Consider the following 20,311-nt stretch of genomic DNA (forward strand, 5'->3'; position numbering starts at 1 on the left):
TTCAAATTACTCCGGATTTTAAAGGGACAAAGAAAACGCGATCAAGCCGTGACTCTCTCCATTGCGCGTGCGCGACGCGCTCGACGAGCGTGAGCACCTGGTGCTGCCCGCTCTGCGCGCCGACCGGCGCGACGAGCCGCCCGCCGATCGCGAGCTGCTCGAGCAGCGCCTGCGGCACGTCGAGCCCCGCCGCCGCGATCACGATCGCGTCGAACGGGGCCGCGGACGGCAGGCCGACACGCCCGTCGCCGTAGTGCAGACGGATGTTCGGCACGCGCAGCGGCCGCAGGTTCAGCTTCGCGCGCTCGTAGAGCGGCTTGATGCGTTCAATCGAATACACGTCGCATGCCACGTGGCTCAGCACGGCGGCCTGGTAGCCGCAGCCCGTGCCGATCTCGAGGACGCGCTCGAGTGTGCGGCCGGCCATCGCGAGCTCGATCATGCGCGCGACAACCGACGGCTTTGAAATGGTCTGCTGATGGCCGATCGGCAGCGCCGAATCCTCGTAGGCCTGCGTCGCAAGCCCGGGATCCACGAACAGGTGACGCGGCACTGCCGCCATCGCTTCCAGCACGCGCGCGTCGGTCACGCCGTTCGCGCGCAACCGTTCGACCATCCGTTCGCGCACACGTTCCGACGTGAGCGCGAACGCGCCGGCCGGCGCGACGCTCGGTGCGGCCGGCTTCGGCATCGCAGGCTTCAGCACGGTCGGCTTCGGCGCGGTCGCGGGCTTCGCAGCCGCGGAGCCGGGCAACGCCGTGCGCGCCGCAGCAGGCTTCACCGCAACCGGTTTCAGCGCGGCGGCGGGCTTGTCGGCGGCCTTCGATACCGCGACCGCCGCATGGCGTTCGCCGGCCCGACCTTCCGACTTGCGTGGCGCTCGCTTGAGATCTTCGAGCGCGAGCGGGAACCGCTTCGCGCGCTCGCCGCTCATGAAGCCCGCCCTCCGGCGCGCGCCCATTCGCGCGTCGCGGGAAGCATCTGCGTATGCGTGAGGTCCAGCTGCAACGGCGTGATCGACACGAAACCGTTTGCGACCGCGTGGAAATCGGTGCCTTCGCTGGCGTCCATCGCGTCGCCCGCCGCGCCGATCCAGTAGATCGGTTCGCCGCGCGGGTCGGTCTGGCGAATCACCGGCTGCGACGGATGACGCTTGCCGAGGCGCGTGACCTTCCAGCCTTTCAGTTCGTCGTAAGGCAGGTTCGGAATGTTCACGTTCAGCAGCGGCTGGCCCGGCAGCGGATGCGCAAGATAGTGCGCGACGATTTCCGCGGCGACGCGCGCGGCGTCCGCCAGATGAGCCCAGCCCTTGTCGGCCAGCGAGAACGCAATGGCCGGCACGCCGAACATGATGCCTTCGGTGGCGGCCGCAACTGTCCCCGAATAGAGCGTGTCTTCGCCCATGTTCTGGCCGTTGTTGATCCCGGAAACGACGAGATCCGGCCGGGCGTCGGCCATCCCGGTCAACGCGACGTGCACCGAATCGGTCGGCGTGCCGTTCACGTAGAAGAAACCCGTACTCGCCGCGCGCTGCACCGACAGCGGCCGCGACAGCGTGAGGGAATTCGACGCGCCGCTGCAATTCTGCTCGGGCGCGATCACCGTGAGTTCGGCCAGCGGCTGCAGCGCGTCGCTGAGCGCGCCGAGACCGGGGGCGAGATAGCCGTCGTCGTTGCTGAGTAGGATTCGCATCCGGCGATTGTAACCGAGGAAAGATGGCGCGAGAGCGACAGTCCGGCGGCTGCGGATGGACCGTTGCGGGTGCCCGCGCACGCTGTGCCGCCGCGTTGCGCGGCGGCGTTCCGCGCGCTCAGGAAAGCGTCGAACCGCCCCGGGTGTTCCGCCGCCAACGGCGCCCCCTCGGGGAATACCCCCTTCGGGGAACGTGGCGTGAAGCGGCAGGCCCGAGGATGCTCAAATTGCACCCGCGTCGCGCAGTGCGGCGATCGCTTGCGCATCGTAGCCGAGGCCCCGCAGCACCTCGTCCGTGTGCTCGCCGAGTTCCGGCCCGAGCCAGCGCGTTTCGCCCGGCGTGTCCGACAGCTTCGGCGTGATGTTCGGCAGCGGAATGTCCGTGCCGTCGGCGAGCTTGAAGCGCTGGATCATCTGCCGCGCGACGAACTGCGGATCGGTGAACATGTCGGCGGCGCTGTAGATGCGCCCGGCCGGCACATCGGCCGCGTTGAGCACGACGAGCGCTTCGTCGATCGTGCGCGGCGCGAGCCACGCGGCAATCGCGTCGTCGATCTCCTGCGTGCGCGGCACGCGTCCGTCGTTTTGCGCGAGCGCGGGATCGTCGGCGAGGTCGTCGCGCTCGATCGCCTTCATCAGCCGCTTGAAGATCGGATCGCTGTTGCCGCCGATCACGATGCTGCCGTCGCGGCACGCATAGGTATTCGACGGCACGATGCCCGGCAGCGACGCGCCGGTGCGCTCGCGCACCATCCCGTACACGCCGTATTCGGGCACCACGCTTTCCATCATGTTGAAGACGGCTTCATACAGTGCAACGTCGACCACCTGCCCCGCACCGCCGTTGACCTTGCGGTGATGCAATGCCATCAGCGCGCCGATCACGCCGTGCAGCGCGGCGATCGAGTCGCCGATCGAGATGCCGATGCGCGGCGGCGGCAGGTCGGGATACCCGGTGATGTGGCGCAGCCCGCCCATCGATTCGGCGATCGCGCCGAAGCCGGGCCGGTCGCGGTACGGGCCCGTCTGCCCGTAGCCGGACAGGCGCACCATCACGAGACCCGGGTTGTCGGCCGACAGCACGTCGTAGCCGAGCCCGAGCTTTTCGAGCAGGCCCGGGCGGAAGTTCTCGATCACGATGTCGGCCTCGCGCGCGAGCTGCCGCGCGATCGCCTTGCCGGCATCGGCCTTCAGGTTGAGCGTGACCGATTTCTTGTTGCGTGCCTGGACGGACCACCACAGCGACGTGCCGCCCTGCTCCGGGTGCAGCTTGCGCCACTTGCGCAGCGGGTCGCCGCCGTTCGGATCCTCGATCTTGATCACTTCCGCGCCGAATTCGGCAAACAGCCGCGACGCGAACGGTCCCGCGATCAGCGTGCCGAATTCGAGCACTTTGACGCCCGCGAGCGGGCCCTGGCTGGTGCTCATGTGTCTCCCTGGCATGAGGAACGGCGCCGCCGGCCGGCGGCGCCCGGCTTACATCGTGCGACGGTCGAGCATCGCGCGGGCGATGGTGCCCGCGTCGACATATTCGAGCTCGCCGCCCACCGGCACGCCGCGCGCGAGGCGCGTGACCGCGAGCCCGCGCGCCTTCAGCGTCTGGCCGAGGTAGTGCGCGGTGGCTTCGCCCTCGTTCGTGAAGTTGGTCGCGAGCACGACTTCCTTGACGACGCCGTCGGACGCGCGCCGCACGAGACGGTCGAAATGGATTTCCTTCGGGCCGATTCCGTCGAGCGGGCTCAGCCGGCCCATCAGCACGAAATACAGCCCGCGGTAAGTCATCGTCTGCTCGAGCATGATCTGGTCGGCAGGCGTCTCGACGACGCACAGCAGCGTCGGATCACGCTCTTCGTCGCTGCAGACCTCGCAGATCTGCGCTTCGGTGAACGTGTTGCACTTCTCGCAGTGCTGCAGGTGCTCGGTTGCGAACAGCAGCGACCGGCCGAGCCGCTCCGCGCCCTCCCGATCGTGCTGCATCAGGTGGACCGCCATGCGCTGGGCGGATTTCGGCCCGACGCCGGGCAGCACGCGCAACGCTTCGACGAGAGCGGACAGGGCGGACGGCTGTTTCATACGGCAGCAAAAAGTGGCACGGACGCTGCGCTCAGAACGGCAGCTTGAAGCCCGGGGGCAGCGGCAGGCCCGACGTCATGCCGCTCATCTTTTCCTGCGACGTCGCTTCGGCCTTGCGCACGGCGTCGTTGACCGCAGCCGCGACGAGATCCTCGAGCATGTCCTTGTCGTCCGCGAGCAGGCTCGGGTCGATCGACACGCGACGCACTTCGTTGCGGCACGTCATCGTCACCTTGACGAGGCCGGCGCCCGACTGCCCTTCGACTTCGATCAGCGCAAGCTGCTCCTGCATCTTCTTCATGTTTTCCTGCATTTGCTGCGCTTGCTTCATCAGTCCGGCGAGGTTGCCTTTCAACATGGGAATACTCCTTCTTGATCGTGTGAAAACCGGCACGCGGCGCGTGCCGGCCAATGTGTGGGCGTGATTGTGCCTGTCGCGGGGCGGTCAGTTCAATGCAGCGTCGGCGGCGGGCCGTCCGGCGCCGCGTCGGCGAGCGGGCGCACCGAACCCTCGACGATGCGCGCGCCGAATTCGCGCACGAGTTGCTGGACGAACGGATCGCCGTGAATCTCCTGCTCGGCCTCGCGCTGGCGCGCCGCGCGCGCGGCCGCCGCGCAGGCCGCGATCCGCGCGATCGACTCATCGCACGACGCGATCTCGACCGATCTCGACGAATCGGGCGCCGCGCGCTGCGCGGATATCTCCGCACGCGTGATGGACCAGTACCGCCGCCGCCTCGCGACGCTCGCCGAGGACGGCCCCACGCCGCGCGCGGAAGCGAAGCAGGCCGAAACGATGGAACTGCAGATGCGGATCGCCGCCGTACGCGCGGAACGCTCCGCGCTGTACCGGCTGCGCAGCGACAGCAAGATTTCCGACGAAACGCTGACGAAGCTGCTCCGCGAGATCGACCTGTCGGAGACCGCGCTGTCGACTCGCAAGAAAGGCATTCTCTGATCCGATGTTCGGGGCGGCGGCAGGCGGCGCCCCGGCCATACGAAAAGCGCGTGTCCGCGACCTTCGCCCGGCGGCATGTTGCGCCGCGCGAGCGGTGCCTCACCGCTTTTCCACTCTCGACATCCGGCAGCCGGCCGCGCACGGCCCGCCCGATTTGTCTGCTCATTTAAAAAAACTTACACACCGCACTGTCAAGATCACCGCTTGCCGACGGATGCGTCGCGCGGTTCATCTCGCGCGACCAGGAGCGCACCTCGCGCGCCGTCACCCGTGATGCATGGCCAGGCCGGCTTCCGGCTCATTTTGCATCGTAATCCTGATTAAAAGCGCCGCCAGGTGCCAGCCGGCGAACCGGTCCGACCTCCTCATGCCCAACCATCGAAACCCGCTGACCTCCCTCCCGCACCCAAGCCGCCGCCGCTTCCTGACGCAGGGTGCCGCCGTGCTCGGCAGCGGCATGCTCGCCGCCTGCGGCGGCGATTCGGTCGAATCGTCCGAACACTTCGCCGACGGCTTCGTCTGGGGCGTCGCGACCGCTGCACCGCAAGTCGAAAGCCGCGATGGCCGTGGACGAAGCAACTGGGATGTGTTCGCCGACCAGCCCGGCACGATCGCGGACGGCTCCACGAACGCGCGCTGCATCGAATTCGAGCAGCGCTATCCGGGCGATCTCGCGCTACTGGCGAACGCGGGCGTCCAGGCGTTCCGCTTCTCGACCGCATGGCCGCGCGTGCAGCCGGACAGCGCCGGCGCGGCGAGCGACGCGGGCCTTGCCACCTACGACCGCATGGTCGACGCGATGCTCGAGCGGCGGCTCACGCCGTACCTGACGCTCTTTCACTGGGACATCCCGGTCTGGGCCGGGGATTTCCGCGACCGCGACATCGCATACCGGCTGGCCGACTACGCGCATATCGTGTCGCGCCGGCTCGGCGACCGCGTCAAGCACTGGATGATGCTGAACGAACCGAACGGCGTCGCGCTCGCCGGCTACGGCTTCGGCGCATCGCCGCCGCGCGCGCACTCGATGGAGGCGATGTTCGCCGCGATCCACCATCAGAACCTCGCGCAGGGGCTGATGTTCCAGGCCGTGCGCGCGAACGTGCCGGGCACCGCGCAGATCGGCACCACAATCAGCGGGCGGCCCGTGCATGCGGCGACAAACGCGGCCGCCGACCAGGCTGCCGCCACCCGGTTCGACGCGATCTGGCATCGCGCGTTTCTCGACCCGCTGTACGGTAAAGGATATCCGGCGGAGCTGCAGTCGGCGCTGGCGCCGCTCGTCCAGCCGGGCGACATGGCGACGATCGCCGCGAACCCGGATTTTCTCGGCGTGCAGTATTACAACTGCTTCTATGTGAAGGCCGACGCAAGCAGCGCGGGTTTCGCGCTGGCCGACAGCCCGCCGAACGAAATCCAGACGATGGGGTATCCGGTCGAACCGTACGGGATGAGCGAGATGCTGCTGCGCGTCCATCGCGACTATGGCGCGCCGCGCATCGTCGTCACCGAGACGGGCTTCGCGATCGCCGAGCCTGCGCCGAGCGGCGGCATCGTCGACGACGGTCCGCGCATCGACTACCTCGCCAGCTACCTGAACGCCGCGCACGACGCGTATCGGCAGGGCGTGCGCCTCGGCGGGCTGTTCTGCTGGGCCGGGCTGGACAGTTGGGAATGGAGCAGCGGCTTCGCGAAAAAATTCGGGCTGATCCACGTCGACCCGACGACGCAGGCGCGCTCGCCGAAGCGCAGCCTCGCGTACTACTCGCGGTGCATCGCCGGCAATCGCGTCGCATAAGCGACGCACGCGGACGTGACCGGCGTGCCTGCGCCGAACTGCCGGCGGCGCCGCGTCGGCCGCCGCGCAGGCATCGTGCCGGCATCGCCCCGGTTGCCCGGAGCGAACCGCACCCGCGTTCGCGTTACTTCGCGACGACGACCGGAATCCCCTTCAGCATCCCCGCGCCCTTCATCTCGTCGAGCGCATGCTGCACGGCCACGCTCGTCGCCGCTTCGATGCCGAGCTGCAGCGCGAGCTCGCGCTCCGCACGCTTCACGCCGGCCAGGTTGCGCACCTTCACGTGACCGAAGCCGCGCACGCGTGCGTGCAGGTCGGCCAGTTGCGCGACCTGCGCCGCATTGCCGGCCGTCATCGCAGCGAACGCACGCGCGAGCGTCGTCTCGTAGTCGTCGGCGAGCGCGCGCTCCATCTTCCGCTCGACGGTGCGGCCGAACGGATCGAGCCACGTGCCGCGCAGTCTGCGCACGCGCGCCAGCATGCCGAACACCGGCCACATCCACTGGCCGAACACGCGCTTCTTCGGCGCGCTGCCGTCGCTGCCGGCCTTCGCGACCGTCGGCGGTGCAAGGTTGAACTTCACGCGATACGCCTGCCCCGGCACGCCTTCGAACTGCGCCTCGAGCGCCGTGCGGAACGCGTCGTCCGTGTACAGCCGCGCAACCTCGTATTCGTCCTTCACCGCGAGCAGCCGGTAGAACGTCGTCGCGACCGCGCGCGTGAGCGCATCGTCGCCCTTCGTGCGCGCCGCGCTCACGAGCGCACGGTAGCGCTCGACATAGCGTGCGCCGCCGTACGCGTCGAGACGCGCTTCGCGATCGGCGATCAGCTCCGCGAGCGTCTCCGGCGCGGCATGCGCGGCCACCGTGTGGCGCGCGTTCCACAACGCATCGAGGCCCGCCGCGTCGCCGGCCGCCATCCGGCCGATCGAGAACGCGAGCTTGTTCATCGGCACCGCGACGTTGTTCAGCTCGATCGCGCGCATCATCGCGGCGAGCGACACCGGCACGAGGCCGAGCTGCCACGCGTAGCCGAGCATCAGGATGTTCGCGCCGATCGAATCGCCGAGGAACTTCGCGGCGAGCGCCTGCGCGTCGCAGCTCGACAGGTAGCCGTCGCCGGCCGCGTGGTGCATCTTCTCGAGCAGCGCATCCGCATGCAGGTTCGCGTCGGGGTTCTGCACGAACGACGCGTTCGGGATCCGGTGCGTGTTGACGACGATCCGCGAACGCTCGTGACGCACCGTCTGCAGCGCCTCGGCGCTCGCACCGACGACCATGTCGCACGCGAGCAGCACGTCGGCCTGCTGCGTGTCGATGCGCACCTGGTTCAGCCACCGGTCGCTCGACGCGATCCGCACGAACGACAGCACCGAGCCGCCCTTCTGCGCGAAGCCCATGAAGTCGAGCACCGACGCGCTCTTGCCTTCGAGGTGCGCGGCCATGCTGATCAGCGCGCCGACCGTCACGACGCCCGTGCCGCCGACACCCGTCACGAGCATGTCGAACGGCGCCGCGTCGAGATGCGTCGCCGGCACCGGCAGCGCATCGACGCGCGCGGCGAGCGCGGCTTCATCGAAGGCGGCACCGGCGGCCTTCTTCAGCGCCGCGCCTTCGACCGTCACGAAGCTCGGGCAGAAGCCGTTCACGCACGAATAGTCCTTGTTGCACGACGACTGGTCGATGCGGCGCTTGCGGCCGAGCGGCGTCTCCAGCGGCTCGACCGACAGGCAGTTCGACTGCACGCCGCAATCGCCGCAGCCTTCGCACACCGCGTCGTTGATGAACAGGCGCTTGTCCGGATCGGGGAATTCGCCCTTCTTGCGGCGGCGGCGCTTCTCGGCCGCGCAGGTCTGGTCGTAGATCAGCACGGTGACGCCCGGCGTCTCGCGCAGCTCGCGCTGCACGGTGTCGAGCTCGCTGCGGTGATGGAACGTCGTGCCCGGCGGGAACTGGCCGTGATGGCCGTCGTACTTCTCCGGTTCGTCCGACACGACGACGAAGCGCGACACGCCCTCCGCCTCGACCTGCCGCGCGATCTGCGGCACCGAGATGCTGCCGTCGACCGGCTGGCCGCCCGTCATCGCGACCGCGTCGTTGTAGAGGATCTTGTACGTGATGTTCGCTTTCGCGGCCACGGCCTGGCGAATCGCGAGGATGCCCGAGTGGAAGTAGGTGCCGTCGCCGAGGTTCTGGAACACGTGCTTCGTGTTGGTGAACATCGCGTGCGCGGCCCAGTCGACGCCCTCGCCGCCCATCTGGATCAGCCCGGTCGTGTCGCGCTCCATCCATGACGCCATGAAGTGGCAGCCGATGCCGGCCTGCGCGATCGAGCCTTCCGGTACCTTCGTCGACGTGTTGTGCGGGCAGCCCGAGCAGAAGTACGGCGTGCGCTTCACCGCGTCCGCCTCGTTCGACAGGATCTGCGGCGCGACGAGATCGACGACGCGCTCGCGGCGGTCGAGCGCCGGCTTGTGGCGTGCGAGCCAGTCGGCGAACACCGGCAGGATCCGCGACGGGCGCAGCTCGCCGAGCTCGGACAGCAGGCAGCCGCCGGCGGCGTCGTGCTTGCCGAGCACGCGCGGGCGCGCGCCTTCCGTGCGGTTGTACAGGTAGTCCTTGATCTGCTGCTCGATGACGGGGCCCTTCTCCTCGATCACGAGCACTTCTGAAAGCCCGTCGACGAAGGTTTCGAGCCGCGTCATTTCGAGCGGATACGACAGGCCGACCTTGTAGATCCGCACGCCGGCCGCGTCGAGGTCGGCCACCGTCAGGTCGAGGCGGCGCAGCGCTTCCATCAGGTCGAGGTGCGCCTTGCCGCAGGTCACGATGCCGACGTTCGCCTGCGCGCTCGGCGCGATCCACTTGTCGATGCTGTTGGTGCGCGCGAAATGGCGCACCGCGTCGAGCTTCGCGGCGAGGCGCGCCTCGATCGTGAGGCTCGGCAGGTCGGGCCAGCGGTTGTGCAGGCCGCCCGCCGGCGGCGTGAAGCCTTCCGGCGCCGGCCACTGCGTCTGCAGCGCGTCGAGGTCGACGGTCGAACCCGATTCGACCGTTTCCGAGATCGCCTTGAAGCCGACCCACGTGCCCGAGTAGCGCGACAGCGCCCAGCCGTACAAGCCGAATTCGAGCATGTCGGCGATGTTCGCCGGGTTCACGACCGGCATGTGCCACGCGATCATCGCGAAGTCGCTTTGGTGCGGCATCGACGACGACACGCAGCCGTGGTCGTCGCCCGCGACGACGAGCACGCCGCCATGCGGCGACGAACCGTACGCGTTGCCGTGCTTCAGCGCGTCGCCCGCGCGATCGACGCCCGGGCCCTTGCCGTACCACATCGCATACACGCCCTCGACCGTGCGCTCGGGATCGGCCTCGACGCGCTGCGTACCGAGCACGGCCGTGCCGCCGAGTTCCTCGTTGATCGCGGGCAGGAAGCGCACGCCGCCCGCGTCGAGCAGATTCTTCGCCTTCCACAGCTGCTGGTCGACCATGCCGAGCGGCGAACCGCGATAGCCGCTGACGAAGCCGGCCGTGTTGAGCCCCTGTTCGGCGTCGACCGTGCGCTGCATCAGCAGCAGGCGAACCAGCGCCTGCGTGCCGGTCAGGAAGATCCGGCCGCGCGTCGCGGTCAGGTTGTCGGTCAGGCGGTAGTCGGACAGGGCAGGCGTGCCGTCGACGGGCAAGCGGGCAGTCATGGGGGATGTCTCCGGATTGTGCTGTTCTGGGCTGCTCGGCAAGGCGTCAGGCGACGCGTGGGGGCCGGCAGCGAATGGCTCTATTTTTTCGCGCGGCGCCGAGAATGTTTTTTCTCATCTTGCTCGGACGGGGCCGGGGCGAGAAAAACTACGCAGGTTTTTGGGGGGTTTTGAGAGAGTTCTCGCGCAGCGCGGAATGGGTGGGGGTGTGCGGCGGTTGCGTGGCTGCGCGGGGGAAGCCACGCGTTGGTGGAGGGTGTGGCGGGATGCCGGGGCGTCGCCCGCGGGGTGGCGATGGGCGTTTGAGCCTTTGCTGGCGGGGGTTTGAGCGGATCGAGGCGGTATCCTCACCGTTCGATTGCACAGCATTTCGAGTGGCGTGGGGAGCGGATGTCCACAACGGGATCGGGCTGGCACGTCGGTGGCCGGAACGTCCTGCACCCCGTTCCGATGCGCGGGGCTTCGTGCCAACTTTCGAGTGGATTCTGCTTCGGCCCGGTGCGGGTACTCATCGCCGGGATGCACCGGGGTTCGAGTGGTCGCATGGGCGGGATATCCACATCGAAGCCGGCACGCGTTTCGATTTCGGGCTGACACTCACCGTTGAATTGCACAGGCGCACGAGTGGTTGCGAGGCCTGGATATCCACATCGCAACCAGCTCGCGTTTCGACGCCGAGCCGACCATCACGGTCGAAATACACGGGCGCTCGCGTGATCGCCGAGGCCGGATATTCACAACATGACCGGCGCGATTTCCGGCGTAAGGACTCGTGCTTCTCCTCGACATGCACCGGCGTCGAACGGCTTCGGAGGTTGAACCGGCACCCTGATATTCACGCTGGAATGCGCGTTTCGGCCGATCGATCACCGACGCTCACCCTCGAAATGCACAGCCCTTCGAGTCGTTTTGGGGGCGGGATATCCACACGGGAACGAGCGCCGTATTCGATCACGTGCTCGCACTCACCGTCGAAATACACAGCGTTTCAAGTCTCTTCGGAAGGGAGATATCCACACCGCCTGCACCCGTTGCCCGCTCACCAACGCGCTCACGCTCACCGTTGCTGGGCGGCGTTTCGCGTCACATGCGATCAGGGCTTGAAGCCGCGTGATGTGGAAACGTTCTGGCGAGTCGCTGTCCGTCGCGCAAAAAGCCGTGCCGCGCGTAGAAGCGGTGAGCATCCGGCCGGTGGTCGCCGCTCGTCACTTCCAGCTTCACGCATCCGGTCGCGTCGAACCACCGCTCTGCAGCCGCCATCAGCGCACTGCCCACGCCGTACCCGCGATGGCGCTCATCGACGACCAGGCTGGTAATGCGTCCGAGGTAGCCTGTCGCGTGGAAGAGCGGCAGCGCGTGGAGACTGATGCTGCCGACGACCTCGTGTTGCACGACCGCCACGACGATCGTGTCCGTCGGACTCGGAAGCAACGCTTCGATCTTCGCGAGGATCAGCGACGGCGTAGTGTCGTAGCCGAGCTGACTCAACAGTGCGGCAATGGCTGCGTGATCGGACGGCTGCGCGTCCCGGATCGCGAGGTTCGACGACGTGATCAAGTCCGGCGCTCCCGAGGGAAAGATGTTCGTCGTTGCCGAGCGTTATCGCTCCGGGTATCCGCACCGCCAACGGCCGCACAAGGCCGCCGGCCCGGACAGGCACCCACGCTCACCGTTGAAATGCACAGCGGTTCGAGTCCCTTCCAGGGCAGGATATCCACACCCTGGCGAACGCCTCGTTCGATCGGGCATTCACCCTCACCTTCGAAATACACAGTGCTTCGAGTCCATTCCAGGGAAGATATCCACACCTTGGCGAACGCCTCGGCCGATTCCGCGATCGCACGTGCTTTCGAAATTCTCGGCACTTCGGGTCCCGACCAAGGCAGGATATTCACACCTCAGCGAATCCCCCAGCCGATCCCGCGATCGCAACCACTTCGAAATACACGACGCTTCGCGACTCTTCAAACGCAGAATATCCACACCGCTGCGAGCGCCGCGGCCACCCCGTCAATCACACTCACCATCGAAATGCACAGCGCTTCGAGTCCATTCCAGGGAAGATATCCACACCTTCGCGGACGCCTCGTTCGATGCCGCACTCGCTTTCGAAATTCTCGGCACTTCGGGTCCCGACCAAAGCAGGATATTCACACCTTAGCGAATCCCCCAGCCGATCCCGCGATCGCAACCACCTCGAAATACACGACGCTTCGCATCTCTTCAAACGCAGAATATCCACACCGCTACAAGCGCCGCGGCCGTCCCGTCGATCACCCTCACCATCGAAATGCACAGCACTTCGAGTCCATTCAAGGGCGAGATATCCACACCTCGGCGAACGCCTCGTTCAACCCGGCGCGCGTACCGACCCTCGCCCTCCACAGCATGCCGAGTCGCTTGCGGGGACCGGATACTACATCGAAACGGGCGCCCCGTTCACATCGATGGTCGACATTCACCTTTGAAAAGCACGGTTTTTCGCGTCTTGCCGGGTATCGGATGCCCGCAACAAGGGGGGCGCATCCGACCGCGGTCAACGATCCTCATCGATGAGATACACAGCGTTTCCCGTCGTTCGAACACGACAGGTACGCCGTGCGCGCGAAAAACCTCGCAACCGGCAGCGCGCCGCGCCCCGTTGCGCTGACGCCGCTCAATGTCCGGCGCCGGTCATCCGTCGCAAGTCCGCCAGCCAGCTTTGACTCGTATCCAGCTGATCGCCGGGCGCGCTTTCCGTCCATACGATCACGCCGTTGATGGCTCGCCCTGCCTCGGACAGTTCGCCGAGCCATTCCGCATCGCCCAAAAATCCGTTCGCCGTCTGTCCGGCCTTGTAAGGCGACACGTACGCATAAATCGGCAGCGATCGGTTGATGGCCCGGTCGTTTTCGACGACCGCCCGCAGATTCGTTCACCACAGCGCATGGTTCGGCCAGCGCTGATACAGCGTCGGTGCAAAGAAATCGAATCCGCCGGCCTGATAAAGCTGCGCCCGGATGTCGCGGAATTTCGGATTGAAATCGTAGTCGTACATGCCGAGCCGGGCATTCGGATAGGCCGCTCGCGTCCAGGCGATGAACTTCTGGAACAGTGCCACTTCGTTCTCGGCCTGCGCCTCCGAGCGCGCCGCATCGATCACGATCTTTTCGAAATCGAACGCGATGAATTCGTTCGATCTGAATTGCGACACATAGCCGGCCAGCACCTTCTTGAACTGGCCCTCGGTCGGGACGTGATAGCAGCGGGTTGCATCGCACGACAGCCCCCAGACGTCATAGATCGACGTGAAGGGCACCAGCCCCATCCCGTCGAGATAGGCGGCGTTCGCGTACCGGTTTCCGTTGAAGGCGGTGAAGCCGTTGCCGCGCGGGAATGCGACGACGGGCGTTTTCGTCTGCGCAGCATTCGTCTCGTGAGCCAGCGGCTCGTTCGCGGCGACGGCCGCACAACCCGCCATCGCGATGGCAGTCGCTACCGACAGGCAGCGGGCAAGAATCGTGCACTTCGACATGACGGTGGAACTCCGATCGTCCTGGGATCACTCGGCGGCTCACCGACTTCCTTTCGGACGGCGAGCGCCTGACATTGCTCGGCGGTGGCCGCGCCATCGCTGCGCATCTGCCGCTGCTTCATCCTGCGCATGCGCCCGTGTTCGGCGCTCGGTCTGCGAGGCATCGAATTCTCGCGGCAATCAGGATCGGCATGCAAGCGGTTCGCACGGCCGCGCGCGCCCGCGCTCGCCCGCGCCTCCGAACCGCTCGCTCTGTCCTCACCGTTCCAATCCACAGCATTTCGGGTTGCTTTGCGCGACGGTTTTCCACAATCTGCCGACTCCTCGACGTCGAAGACACGTGTGATATTCCACCCGGCAGATCGGCATGACGAAGCACGTACGCTCGCGCCAGGATACCGGCCGGCCCGGCGTATCGCCCGCCCGGCACGTCATTGACCGACATCAGCCGCATCAACCCCGCATCCACAGAATTCATGACTAGTTCGCGCATGACTAGTTATAAATTTCCATCGTCGACCGCCCCTGTCCGAACCGTTCCCGCTCGGGTACGCTTGAACATCGATCGACACGGCACCCACCCCCTACGCGGAGGCGCAATGAAGCTCTACTACTGGCCGAAGACCCGGGCGTTCCGGGCGTTGTGGATGCTCGAGGAACTCGGCGTCGTCTACGAGCTCGTGCCGATCGACCTGCGCTCGCACGAACAGGGGAGCGACGCGTTCATCCAGGTCAATCCGATGGCCAAGCTGCCCGCGCTCGACGACGGCAACGCGCCGTTCGCCGAATCGGGTGCCGTGCTGCTCTATCTCGCCGACTGCTGCCCGGGCGCCGGGCTCGGCATTGCGCCCGACGATCCGCTGCGCGGCCGCTTCCTGCAGTGGATGTTCTTCACGCCGACCTGCCTCGAACCGGCGATGGCCGAGAAATTCACGGGCGCGTCGGGCAATCCGGTCGCGTTCGGCTGGGGCAACATCACGCGTGTGCAGCGCGCGCTCGCGCAGGCGCTCGCCCATAGTCCGTGGCTCGTCGGCGAGCGCTTCACCGCGGCCGACCTGCTGCTCGCCAGCACGCTGAAGATCGCGTTCGACGCGCATCTGCTGCCGCATGAAGGCGTGCTGGGCGATTACGTCGCGCGTGCCGAGGACCGCGACGGGTTCCGCCGCGCGGCGGCGATCGAACAGCGCGAAGCGGCGCGCCTGCTGCATGCGTGACGCGCGCGGGCGTATCGCCCACTGGCCGGCCTAGGCGGCCGGCCTCGGCACGGTGGTCGCGGCCACCGCGCCCGGCGTGCCGCCTTCGTCGGTCTCGACGTCGACCGGCACCACCTCATGAAAATGCGTGTAGTCGATGTGCGTGATGCCGTCTTCTTCGTGCATCAGGTCGACATAGCGATGCCGCCAGCGGATCTCCGCGTGCTCCCACGAGTGACGCGCCTGCATCACCTGCGCGGTCGTCTCGTCCGAACCCTCGATCGTGATCAGCAGCGACGCGTCGCGCGCCGCGAGCGACTCCGGCGTTTCACCGAACAGCGGGCTCGATTCGTCGATCACGTGCATCAGGTTCCAGCCGAGCAGGAAGATCGGATGCTCGCTGCGCACCAGCGGCAGGTCGTGGATCTTGCGCAGCGTGTAGCCCTCGTGCGTGCCTTCGACGCGCATCAGCCGCAGCTTCGCCTGCGCCTCCGCGATCACGTTCTGGCGAGCGTTTGCCGCGCGCACCATCAGCGTCATCCGGCCATTCAGCGGCCGCACGATCGCGTAGCGCGCGAACAGGATCTTCGCCTGCGGACGGGAGAAACGCGCGAACACGAGCCCGGTGGCCAATGCGATGCCCGACATCCCGATAAAGATCTCGAACGTCGCGACCAGGTGCGCATAGACGGTCTGCGGATGCATGTCGCCGTAACCGACGGTCGCGAGCGTCTCGACGCTGAAGAAGAAGGCACCGCCGAACCCGGCCGGCGACTGGTTCGCGATCGACGCGTGGCCGAGCAGGTAGAGCATCGCGAAGCCGCCGTTGAGCAGCAGGAACAGCATCGCGAGCGACAGGAAGAAAACGGGCCAGCTCACCGTCAGCGCGCGGTGATAGAGGTCGCGCCAGCCGAGCGGCGGCATCCCGTAGGCGATCACCAGGCGCGTGCCCGACCAGATCTTGCGGCCACGGCCGCGGGAGGCTGAGGAGGACGAATCGACGTTCATCGCGCGGTGCCGAAAGCAGGAAGGCGATGAGCGTAGCACGCGCGACGGCGGCCGGGAATGCGGGCCGCTGCGCAACCCACGGCCCGCCAGCGATGCGCGAACATGCGCCGCGCGCCGCCATGAAAAAAGCCGGCCGCATCAGCGGCCGGCTTCCCGTCCATCCTGCCGCGGCGCGCACGGTGCGCGCCGGCCCGTCACTTCCGGTCGACGATCACGCGATCGAACGTGCCGCCGTCGGCGAAGTGCGTCTTCTGCGCGTTCGCCCAGCTGCCGAAGACCTGCTCGACGCTGAACGTCTTCAGCGGCTTGAACTCGGCCGCATGCTTCTTCAGCACGTTCGCATCGCGCGGGCGCAGATGATGCTGCGCGATGATCTCCTGCGCTTCCGGCGTGTACAGGTAGTCGAGATACGCCTGCGCAACCTTGCGCGTGCCTTTCTTGTCGACGACCTTGTCGACGACGGCGACCGGCGGCTCCGCGAGGATGCTCGCCGACGGATACACGGCGTCGAACTGCGCGCCCGATGCCCCCGTGTCCATCAGCGCGACTTCGTTCTCGAACGTCACGAGCACGTCGCCGATGCCGCGCTGCGTGAACGTGGTCGTCGCCCCGCGGCCGCCCGAGTCGAGCACCGGCACGTTGCGGAAAATCGCCTTCTCGAAGTCGAGCGCCTGCTGGTCGGTCGCGCCCTTCTGCTTCTGGAAGCCCCACGCGGCGAGATACGCGTAGCGGCCGTTGCCGGACGTCTTCGGGTTCGCGATGATCACCTGGACACCCGGCTTCGCGAGATCGCTCCAGTCCTTGATCGCCTTCGGGTTGCCCTTGCGCACCAGGAACACCATCGTCGTCGAGTACGGCGAGCTGTTGTCCGGGAAACGCGCGCGCCAGTCCTTCGGCAGCAACTGGCCGCGCTCGGCGAGCAGGTCGATGTCGTTCGGCTGGTTCATCGTCACGACGTCGGCCTGCAGCCCCTGCAGCACCGACAGCGCCTGCGCGCTCGACGCGCCGTGCGACTGCTTGATCGCCACCGTCTCGCCGGTCTTCTGCTTGTAGGCGGCGGCAAAGCTCGTGTTGATGTCCTTGTACAGTTCGCGCGTCACGTCGTACGACACGTTCAGGATCGACGTGTCCGCGTGCGCGGCCGTCGCAGCCACGACCAGCGCCGCCGCGGCGCCCGTGTGCAGCCAACGGCCGATCCCCTTCATGCTTGCCATCGTGATATGCCCCGTTTCCAGTGGTGGTGAGTGTGCGTGACGGCACGCGTACGCGCTGTCATCGAAACGTAAGCGGGCATTCTAGCGGCCGGGCGCGACGCGCTTTCCAATCAGTCGTGGAAAGCAAATCTCGAATCCTGCTAAACGGCGGCGGACGCTCGCGCATGCATCGGATCCGGTGTTAAGATCGCCGCTCAGCCCACTTACGGTTCCTCCATGTCCGCTGCCCTGCGCTCGCTTTCGATCCTCGCCGCCGTCGCGGCAGGTACGCGCGCGGCCGGGCTGAAACTGAAAAAACGACTCCTCGACTGACGGGGACGTCGCGTCCCGTCAGGCGAATGCCGGACGGGATGCCCGCAGGTCGTTTCTTTCTCCTTGCACGCACGCCTCGCTCCGGCACTCCGCCGGCGGAACGGTTCCTTCCCACTCCGTTTCCACCATGAGGCTTTGCATGAACACACGTTTCGAAGGTATCTGGCTGCCGATCATCACGCCGTTCCACCACGGCGAGGTCGACCACGCCGCGCTTGCGCGGCTCGCGCGCCACTATGCGGCCGCGGGCATCGCGGGCTTCGTCGCGGGGGCGACGACCGGTGAGGGCGTGCTGCTCGACGCGCGCGAACAGGACGCGGTGTTCGCGACGCTGCGCGACGCGGCGCCCGGGCTGCCGATCGTCGTCGGGCTGACCGCGAGCGCGACGCATTTCGCGGCCACCCGCGCGCGCGAACTCGCGGCACTGCGGCCCGACGGGCTGCTCGTCACGCCGCCCGTCTACGTGCGGCCGACGCAGGACGGCATCCGCCGCCACGTCGAAGCGATCGTCGAGGCGGCCGACCTGCCGGTGCTCGTCTACAACATCCCGTACCGCACCGGTGTGAACGTCGAACTGGAGACGCTGCAGGCGCTGGCGCAGGACCCGCGCGTCGCGGGCATCAAGGAATGCGGCGGCACGCTCGAACGGATGAGCCGGCTCGTGCACGACACGCCGCTCGCGATCCTGTCCGGCGACGACAACCAGAACTTCGCGGCGATGTGCGCCGGTGCGCACGGCGCGATCGCGAGCAGCGCGCACGTGCTGCCCGAATGGCATGTGCGCATCCACGCGCTGCTGCGCGACGGGCGGCTCGCCGATGCGCGGCGCCTGTCGGTTGCGCTGCAGCCGCTCGTCGCGGCGCTGTTCGCGGAGCCGAACCCGGCGCCGGTGAAGGCCGTGCTGGCCGCGCAAGGGTGGTGCGAGGACGGGTTGCGGCTACCGTTCGTGCCGGCGAGTGAAGGGTTGAGGGCGCGGCTGGCGGCCATTTGTGCGGAACTGGACGAAATCGAGCCGGACGTCGCAGTGGCATAAACCGCGACGCCGCACGAGGCGCTGGCACCCGACGAATTTCGCCCCGGCAGATTGCTTCAAACTGTCAGAACGAGAGACAGGCCGTACTGTGCAAGATGGGCATCGGCCGTCACGAGCTGAAGCGGTTCGAGCCGGGCCTGCGCCACCAGCAAGCGATCGAATGGATCACGATGGTGATGCGGCAAATCACGGACCGCGGCCCCATGCACGGCCCGAACCGGTAGCTCGCGAATCCCGCTTGAGCCGATCGCCCGGATCAACTTGCCGACGTCGATATCGAGCTTCCCCAAGCCGGCCTTGATGGCGGCCTCCCAGATACTCGCGCTGCTGACGAAACGTTCGTCGGCGGCCGAGATCAGTCTGCGCGCCCGTGTGCTGAGCTTGGGGTCATTGGTCACGATCCACAAAAAGATGTGCGTATCGAGCAACAGCCGCATCAACGCCCTTCGAAAGCATCCAGCAGGTAATCGGGCAGCGGGGCATCGAAGTCGTCCGCGATCCAGGCCTGCCCTTGCAGGACACCGAACCGAATGGGCGGCTTGGCAGGGAGGCGTCGATCGGCTGAAGCCCCGTCACCGCGGATCGTGGCATCTGCCCTTTGAGCCGGATCGACCGCACTGGCGCCGGGTGTATTCGCGTTTTGCATGATGACCTCCGTTTCAAGTGATCACCACTGTAGTCAGGTTCCCCCGATCGATCCATTCGACCGATCGGCAGAGGGACTGGCGAAACGCAACCCGCGGCGGCAATCGAGTGTTTCATCACGCCGCCAGCGCCACCCCTGCCCCCTCCGTCGCATCCCGCACCGCCTGCTTCACGATCCGCGCGAGCCGATCGACGGTCGGCGTCGCCGACGACGTGCGCCGCAGCAGGATCAGCGGCAGGCTCGGCAGTGCCGGCAACCCGCACGTCGCCGCATCGAGCACGCGCACCGACGCGGGCAGCCCGTAGTGCGAGCGCACCGTCAGCCCGAGGCCGGCCGCCGCCGCGGCCCATAGCCCGGCGAGGCTCGGCGTCGTGAACGCGACCCGCCACGGCATGCCCGCGCGGTCGAGCGCACCGGTCGCCGCGCCGAAGAACCGGCAGGGCCGGTCGAACACGACGAGCGGCAGCGGCTCGCCCGGCGCGCGTATCGCACGGCCGCCCGTTTCGAGCGCGCCGCCTTCCGCCCCCTCCTCCGCGGCGCCGGGCATGCCGAAGCCGCCCGCTCCCGCCGCCCCGACCCACTGCATCGGCACCTGCGCGATCGCCTCGCTGTCGATCCCCGTGCGCGCCACCAGCGCCGCCGACGCCGGATCGCCCCACACCAGCGCGAGATCGAGCTGGTTCGCGTCGAGCCGGTCGAGCAAATCGGCATTGCGCGCCACCCGCGCCTCGATCCGCACCTTCGGATGCGCGCGCGCGAACCGCCCGAGCACGTCGGGCAGGATCGCCTCGCCGAAATCCTCCTGCAGCCCGACGCGCACCCAGCCGTCGAGATTCGTGCCGCGCACCGCCGCGGCCGCCTCGTCGTTCAGCTCGATCATCCGCCGCGCATAGCGCAGCATCGCGTCGCCGGCGTCGGTCAGCGCCAGCCCGCGCCCGGCTTTCACGAACAGCGGCGTGCCGGCCTGCTCCTCGAGCTTGCGGATCTGCGCGCTCACCGCCGACGACGAGCGCGCGACGCGGTCGGCCGCCTTCGCAAAACTGCCGAGATCCACCCCCGCGACGAGGCTGCGCAGCGCCGCCACGTCGAAGTTGGGCCGTGCCAGCGCGGCATCGGCCAGCGCGAGCGACTCGCCGCCGTCGCGCGGAATGTCATGTCCGGGCATATCAATCA

At 67.5% G+C, this 20,311-nt stretch carries 17 protein-coding genes and 2 pseudogenes; 4 read left to right on the forward strand and 15 right to left on the reverse strand.

Features of this window, described 5'->3' with window-relative positions:
- Position 1: 1 nt before the first annotated feature.
- The 6 genes and pseudogenes from G3N61_RS10520 to G3N61_RS10545 form a co-directional block, all read right to left on the reverse strand.
- Complete coding sequence (locus tag G3N61_RS10520; RefSeq protein ID WP_205822357.1) at positions 2 to 934, reverse strand: protein-L-isoaspartate(D-aspartate) O-methyltransferase; 933 nt, start codon at positions 932 to 934, stop codon at positions 2 to 4.
- Entirely contained in the window at positions 931 to 1,692 is a 762-nt protein-coding gene (gene surE / locus G3N61_RS10525) for a 5'/3'-nucleotidase SurE (protein WP_205822358.1), read from the reverse strand. The genes G3N61_RS10520 and surE overlap by 4 nt, the downstream gene beginning before the upstream one ends.
- 222 nt (positions 1,693 to 1,914) lie before the next feature.
- Positions 1,915 to 3,120 (reverse strand): CaiB/BaiF CoA-transferase family protein, encoded by a 1,206-nt coding sequence (locus G3N61_RS10530; protein WP_043188252.1) that lies wholly within the window; start codon positions 3,118 to 3,120, stop codon positions 1,915 to 1,917.
- Between the two features lie 48 nt (positions 3,121 to 3,168).
- Entirely contained in the window at positions 3,169 to 3,765 is a 597-nt protein-coding gene (gene recR / locus G3N61_RS10535) for a recombination mediator RecR (RefSeq protein ID WP_006478665.1), read from the reverse strand.
- A gap of 31 nt (positions 3,766 to 3,796) precedes the next feature.
- On the reverse strand, positions 3,797 to 4,123 hold the full coding sequence (locus G3N61_RS10540) for a YbaB/EbfC family nucleoid-associated protein (protein ID WP_043188249.1): 327 nt from the start codon (positions 4,121 to 4,123) through the stop codon (positions 3,797 to 3,799).
- A 92-nt stretch (positions 4,124 to 4,215) separates the two neighbouring features.
- Positions 4,216 to 4,473 (reverse strand): annotated as a pseudogene (locus G3N61_RS10545) (hypothetical protein); the annotation flags it as partial.
- On the opposite strand from G3N61_RS10545, the pseudogene G3N61_RS10550 reads away from it, so the two are divergent.
- A pseudogene (locus G3N61_RS10550) lies at positions 4,358 to 4,723 on the forward strand (Na+/H+ antiporter); the annotation flags it as partial. The pseudogenes G3N61_RS10545 and G3N61_RS10550 overlap by 116 nt on opposite strands.
- A 367-nt stretch (positions 4,724 to 5,090) precedes the next feature.
- Complete coding sequence (locus G3N61_RS10555; RefSeq protein ID WP_241017681.1) at positions 5,091 to 6,521, forward strand: family 1 glycosylhydrolase; 1,431 nt, start codon at positions 5,091 to 5,093, stop codon at positions 6,519 to 6,521.
- 124 nt (positions 6,522 to 6,645) lie between these two features.
- Here the strand turns inward: G3N61_RS10555 and G3N61_RS10560 are convergent, their stop codons facing one another.
- The 4 genes from G3N61_RS10560 to G3N61_RS10575 all read right to left on the reverse strand — a co-directional run bounded on the left by G3N61_RS10560 (position 6,646) and on the right by G3N61_RS10575 (position 13,732).
- Positions 6,646 to 10,218, reverse strand: coding sequence for an indolepyruvate ferredoxin oxidoreductase family protein (locus tag G3N61_RS10560; RefSeq protein WP_205822359.1), 3,573 nt, complete (start codon positions 10,216 to 10,218; stop codon positions 6,646 to 6,648).
- Between the two features lie 1,083 nt (positions 10,219 to 11,301).
- The gene (locus G3N61_RS10565) at positions 11,302 to 11,775 is read right to left on the reverse strand and encodes a GNAT family N-acetyltransferase (protein ID WP_241017682.1); all 474 of its coding nucleotides are present in this window, start codon (positions 11,773 to 11,775) and stop codon (positions 11,302 to 11,304) included.
- A 1,099-nt stretch (positions 11,776 to 12,874) separates the two neighbouring features.
- Entirely contained in the window at positions 12,875 to 13,066 is a 192-nt protein-coding gene (locus tag G3N61_RS10570) for a hypothetical protein (RefSeq protein WP_205822360.1), read from the reverse strand.
- Positions 13,067 to 13,132: 66 nt separating this feature from the next.
- Entirely contained in the window at positions 13,133 to 13,732 is a 600-nt protein-coding gene (locus tag G3N61_RS10575) for a hypothetical protein (protein WP_205822361.1), read from the reverse strand.
- A gap of 599 nt (positions 13,733 to 14,331) precedes the next feature.
- On the opposite strand from G3N61_RS10575, the gene G3N61_RS10580 reads away from it, so the two are divergent.
- Positions 14,332 to 14,946, forward strand: coding sequence for a glutathione S-transferase (locus G3N61_RS10580; RefSeq protein WP_043187053.1), 615 nt, complete (start codon positions 14,332 to 14,334; stop codon positions 14,944 to 14,946).
- A gap of 30 nt (positions 14,947 to 14,976) precedes the next feature.
- Here G3N61_RS10580 and G3N61_RS10585 read toward each other — a convergent pair whose 3' ends face one another.
- Positions 14,977 to 15,933, reverse strand: a complete 957-nt coding sequence (locus G3N61_RS10585) for an ion channel (protein WP_043187051.1) — start codon at positions 15,931 to 15,933, stop codon at positions 14,977 to 14,979.
- 194 nt (positions 15,934 to 16,127) lie between these two features.
- Positions 16,128 to 17,147 (reverse strand): sulfate ABC transporter substrate-binding protein, encoded by a 1,020-nt coding sequence (locus G3N61_RS10590; RefSeq protein ID WP_089451370.1) that lies wholly within the window; start codon positions 17,145 to 17,147, stop codon positions 16,128 to 16,130.
- A 451-nt stretch (positions 17,148 to 17,598) separates the two neighbouring features.
- Here G3N61_RS10590 and dapA point away from each other — a divergent pair, with 451 nt between their 5' ends.
- A complete protein-coding gene (gene dapA, locus G3N61_RS10595; RefSeq protein ID WP_205822362.1) occupies positions 17,599 to 18,492 on the forward strand; it encodes a 4-hydroxy-tetrahydrodipicolinate synthase in 894 nt (297 codons plus the stop codon).
- Positions 18,493 to 18,548: 56 nt separating this feature from the next.
- On the opposite strand, the gene G3N61_RS10600 is transcribed toward dapA, so the two are convergent.
- The 3 genes from G3N61_RS10600 to G3N61_RS10610 form a co-directional block, all read right to left on the reverse strand.
- Positions 18,549 to 18,929, reverse strand: coding sequence for a type II toxin-antitoxin system VapC family toxin (locus G3N61_RS10600; RefSeq protein WP_205822363.1), 381 nt, complete (start codon positions 18,927 to 18,929; stop codon positions 18,549 to 18,551).
- Entirely contained in the window at positions 18,929 to 19,138 is a 210-nt protein-coding gene (locus tag G3N61_RS10605) for a hypothetical protein (RefSeq protein WP_205822364.1), read from the reverse strand. The genes G3N61_RS10600 and G3N61_RS10605 overlap by 1 nt, the downstream gene beginning before the upstream one ends.
- Positions 19,139 to 19,253: 115 nt before the next feature.
- Entirely contained in the window at positions 19,254 to 20,303 is a 1,050-nt protein-coding gene (locus tag G3N61_RS10610) for a LysR substrate-binding domain-containing protein (RefSeq protein WP_205822365.1), read from the reverse strand.
- Between the last annotated feature and the right edge of the window lie 8 nt (positions 20,304 to 20,311).

This window comes from Burkholderia sp. Ac-20349 (assembly GCF_017104865.1).
Taxonomy (GTDB): domain Bacteria; phylum Pseudomonadota; class Gammaproteobacteria; order Burkholderiales; family Burkholderiaceae; genus Burkholderia; species Burkholderia aenigmatica.

Coding starts and splice junctions, on each gene's coding strand:
- G3N61_RS10540 (WP_043188249.1), bottom strand. CDS start 4,123: ATGTTGAAAGGCAACCTCGCCGGACTGATGAAGCAAGCGCAGCAAATG.
- G3N61_RS10605 (WP_205822364.1), bottom strand. CDS start 19,138: ATGCAAAACGCGAATACACCCGGCGCCAGTGCGGTCGATCCGGCTCAA.
- G3N61_RS10610 (WP_205822365.1), bottom strand. CDS start 20,303: ATGCCCGGACATGACATTCCGCGCGACGGCGGCGAGTCGCTCGCGCTG.
- G3N61_RS10530 (WP_043188252.1), bottom strand. CDS start 3,120: ATGAGCACCAGCCAGGGCCCGCTCGCGGGCGTCAAAGTGCTCGAATTC.
- dapA (WP_205822362.1), top strand. CDS start 17,599: ATGAACACACGTTTCGAAGGTATCTGGCTGCCGATCATCACGCCGTTC.
- G3N61_RS10555 (WP_241017681.1), top strand. CDS start 5,091: ATGCCCAACCATCGAAACCCGCTGACCTCCCTCCCGCACCCAAGCCGC.
- surE (WP_205822358.1), bottom strand. CDS start 1,692: ATGCGAATCCTACTCAGCAACGACGACGGCTATCTCGCCCCCGGTCTC.
- G3N61_RS10580 (WP_043187053.1), top strand. CDS start 14,332: ATGAAGCTCTACTACTGGCCGAAGACCCGGGCGTTCCGGGCGTTGTGG.
- G3N61_RS10585 (WP_043187051.1), bottom strand. CDS start 15,933: ATGAACGTCGATTCGTCCTCCTCAGCCTCCCGCGGCCGTGGCCGCAAG.
- recR (WP_006478665.1), bottom strand. CDS start 3,765: ATGAAACAGCCGTCCGCCCTGTCCGCTCTCGTCGAAGCGTTGCGCGTG.
- G3N61_RS10520 (WP_205822357.1), bottom strand. CDS start 934: ATGAGCGGCGAGCGCGCGAAGCGGTTCCCGCTCGCGCTCGAAGATCTC.
- G3N61_RS10560 (WP_205822359.1), bottom strand. CDS start 10,218: ATGACTGCCCGCTTGCCCGTCGACGGCACGCCTGCCCTGTCCGACTAC.
- G3N61_RS10590 (WP_089451370.1), bottom strand. CDS start 17,147: ATGGCAAGCATGAAGGGGATCGGCCGTTGGCTGCACACGGGCGCCGCG.
- G3N61_RS10575 (WP_205822361.1), bottom strand. CDS start 13,732: ATGTCGAAGTGCACGATTCTTGCCCGCTGCCTGTCGGTAGCGACTGCC.
- G3N61_RS10600 (WP_205822363.1), bottom strand. CDS start 18,929: ATGCGGCTGTTGCTCGATACGCACATCTTTTTGTGGATCGTGACCAAT.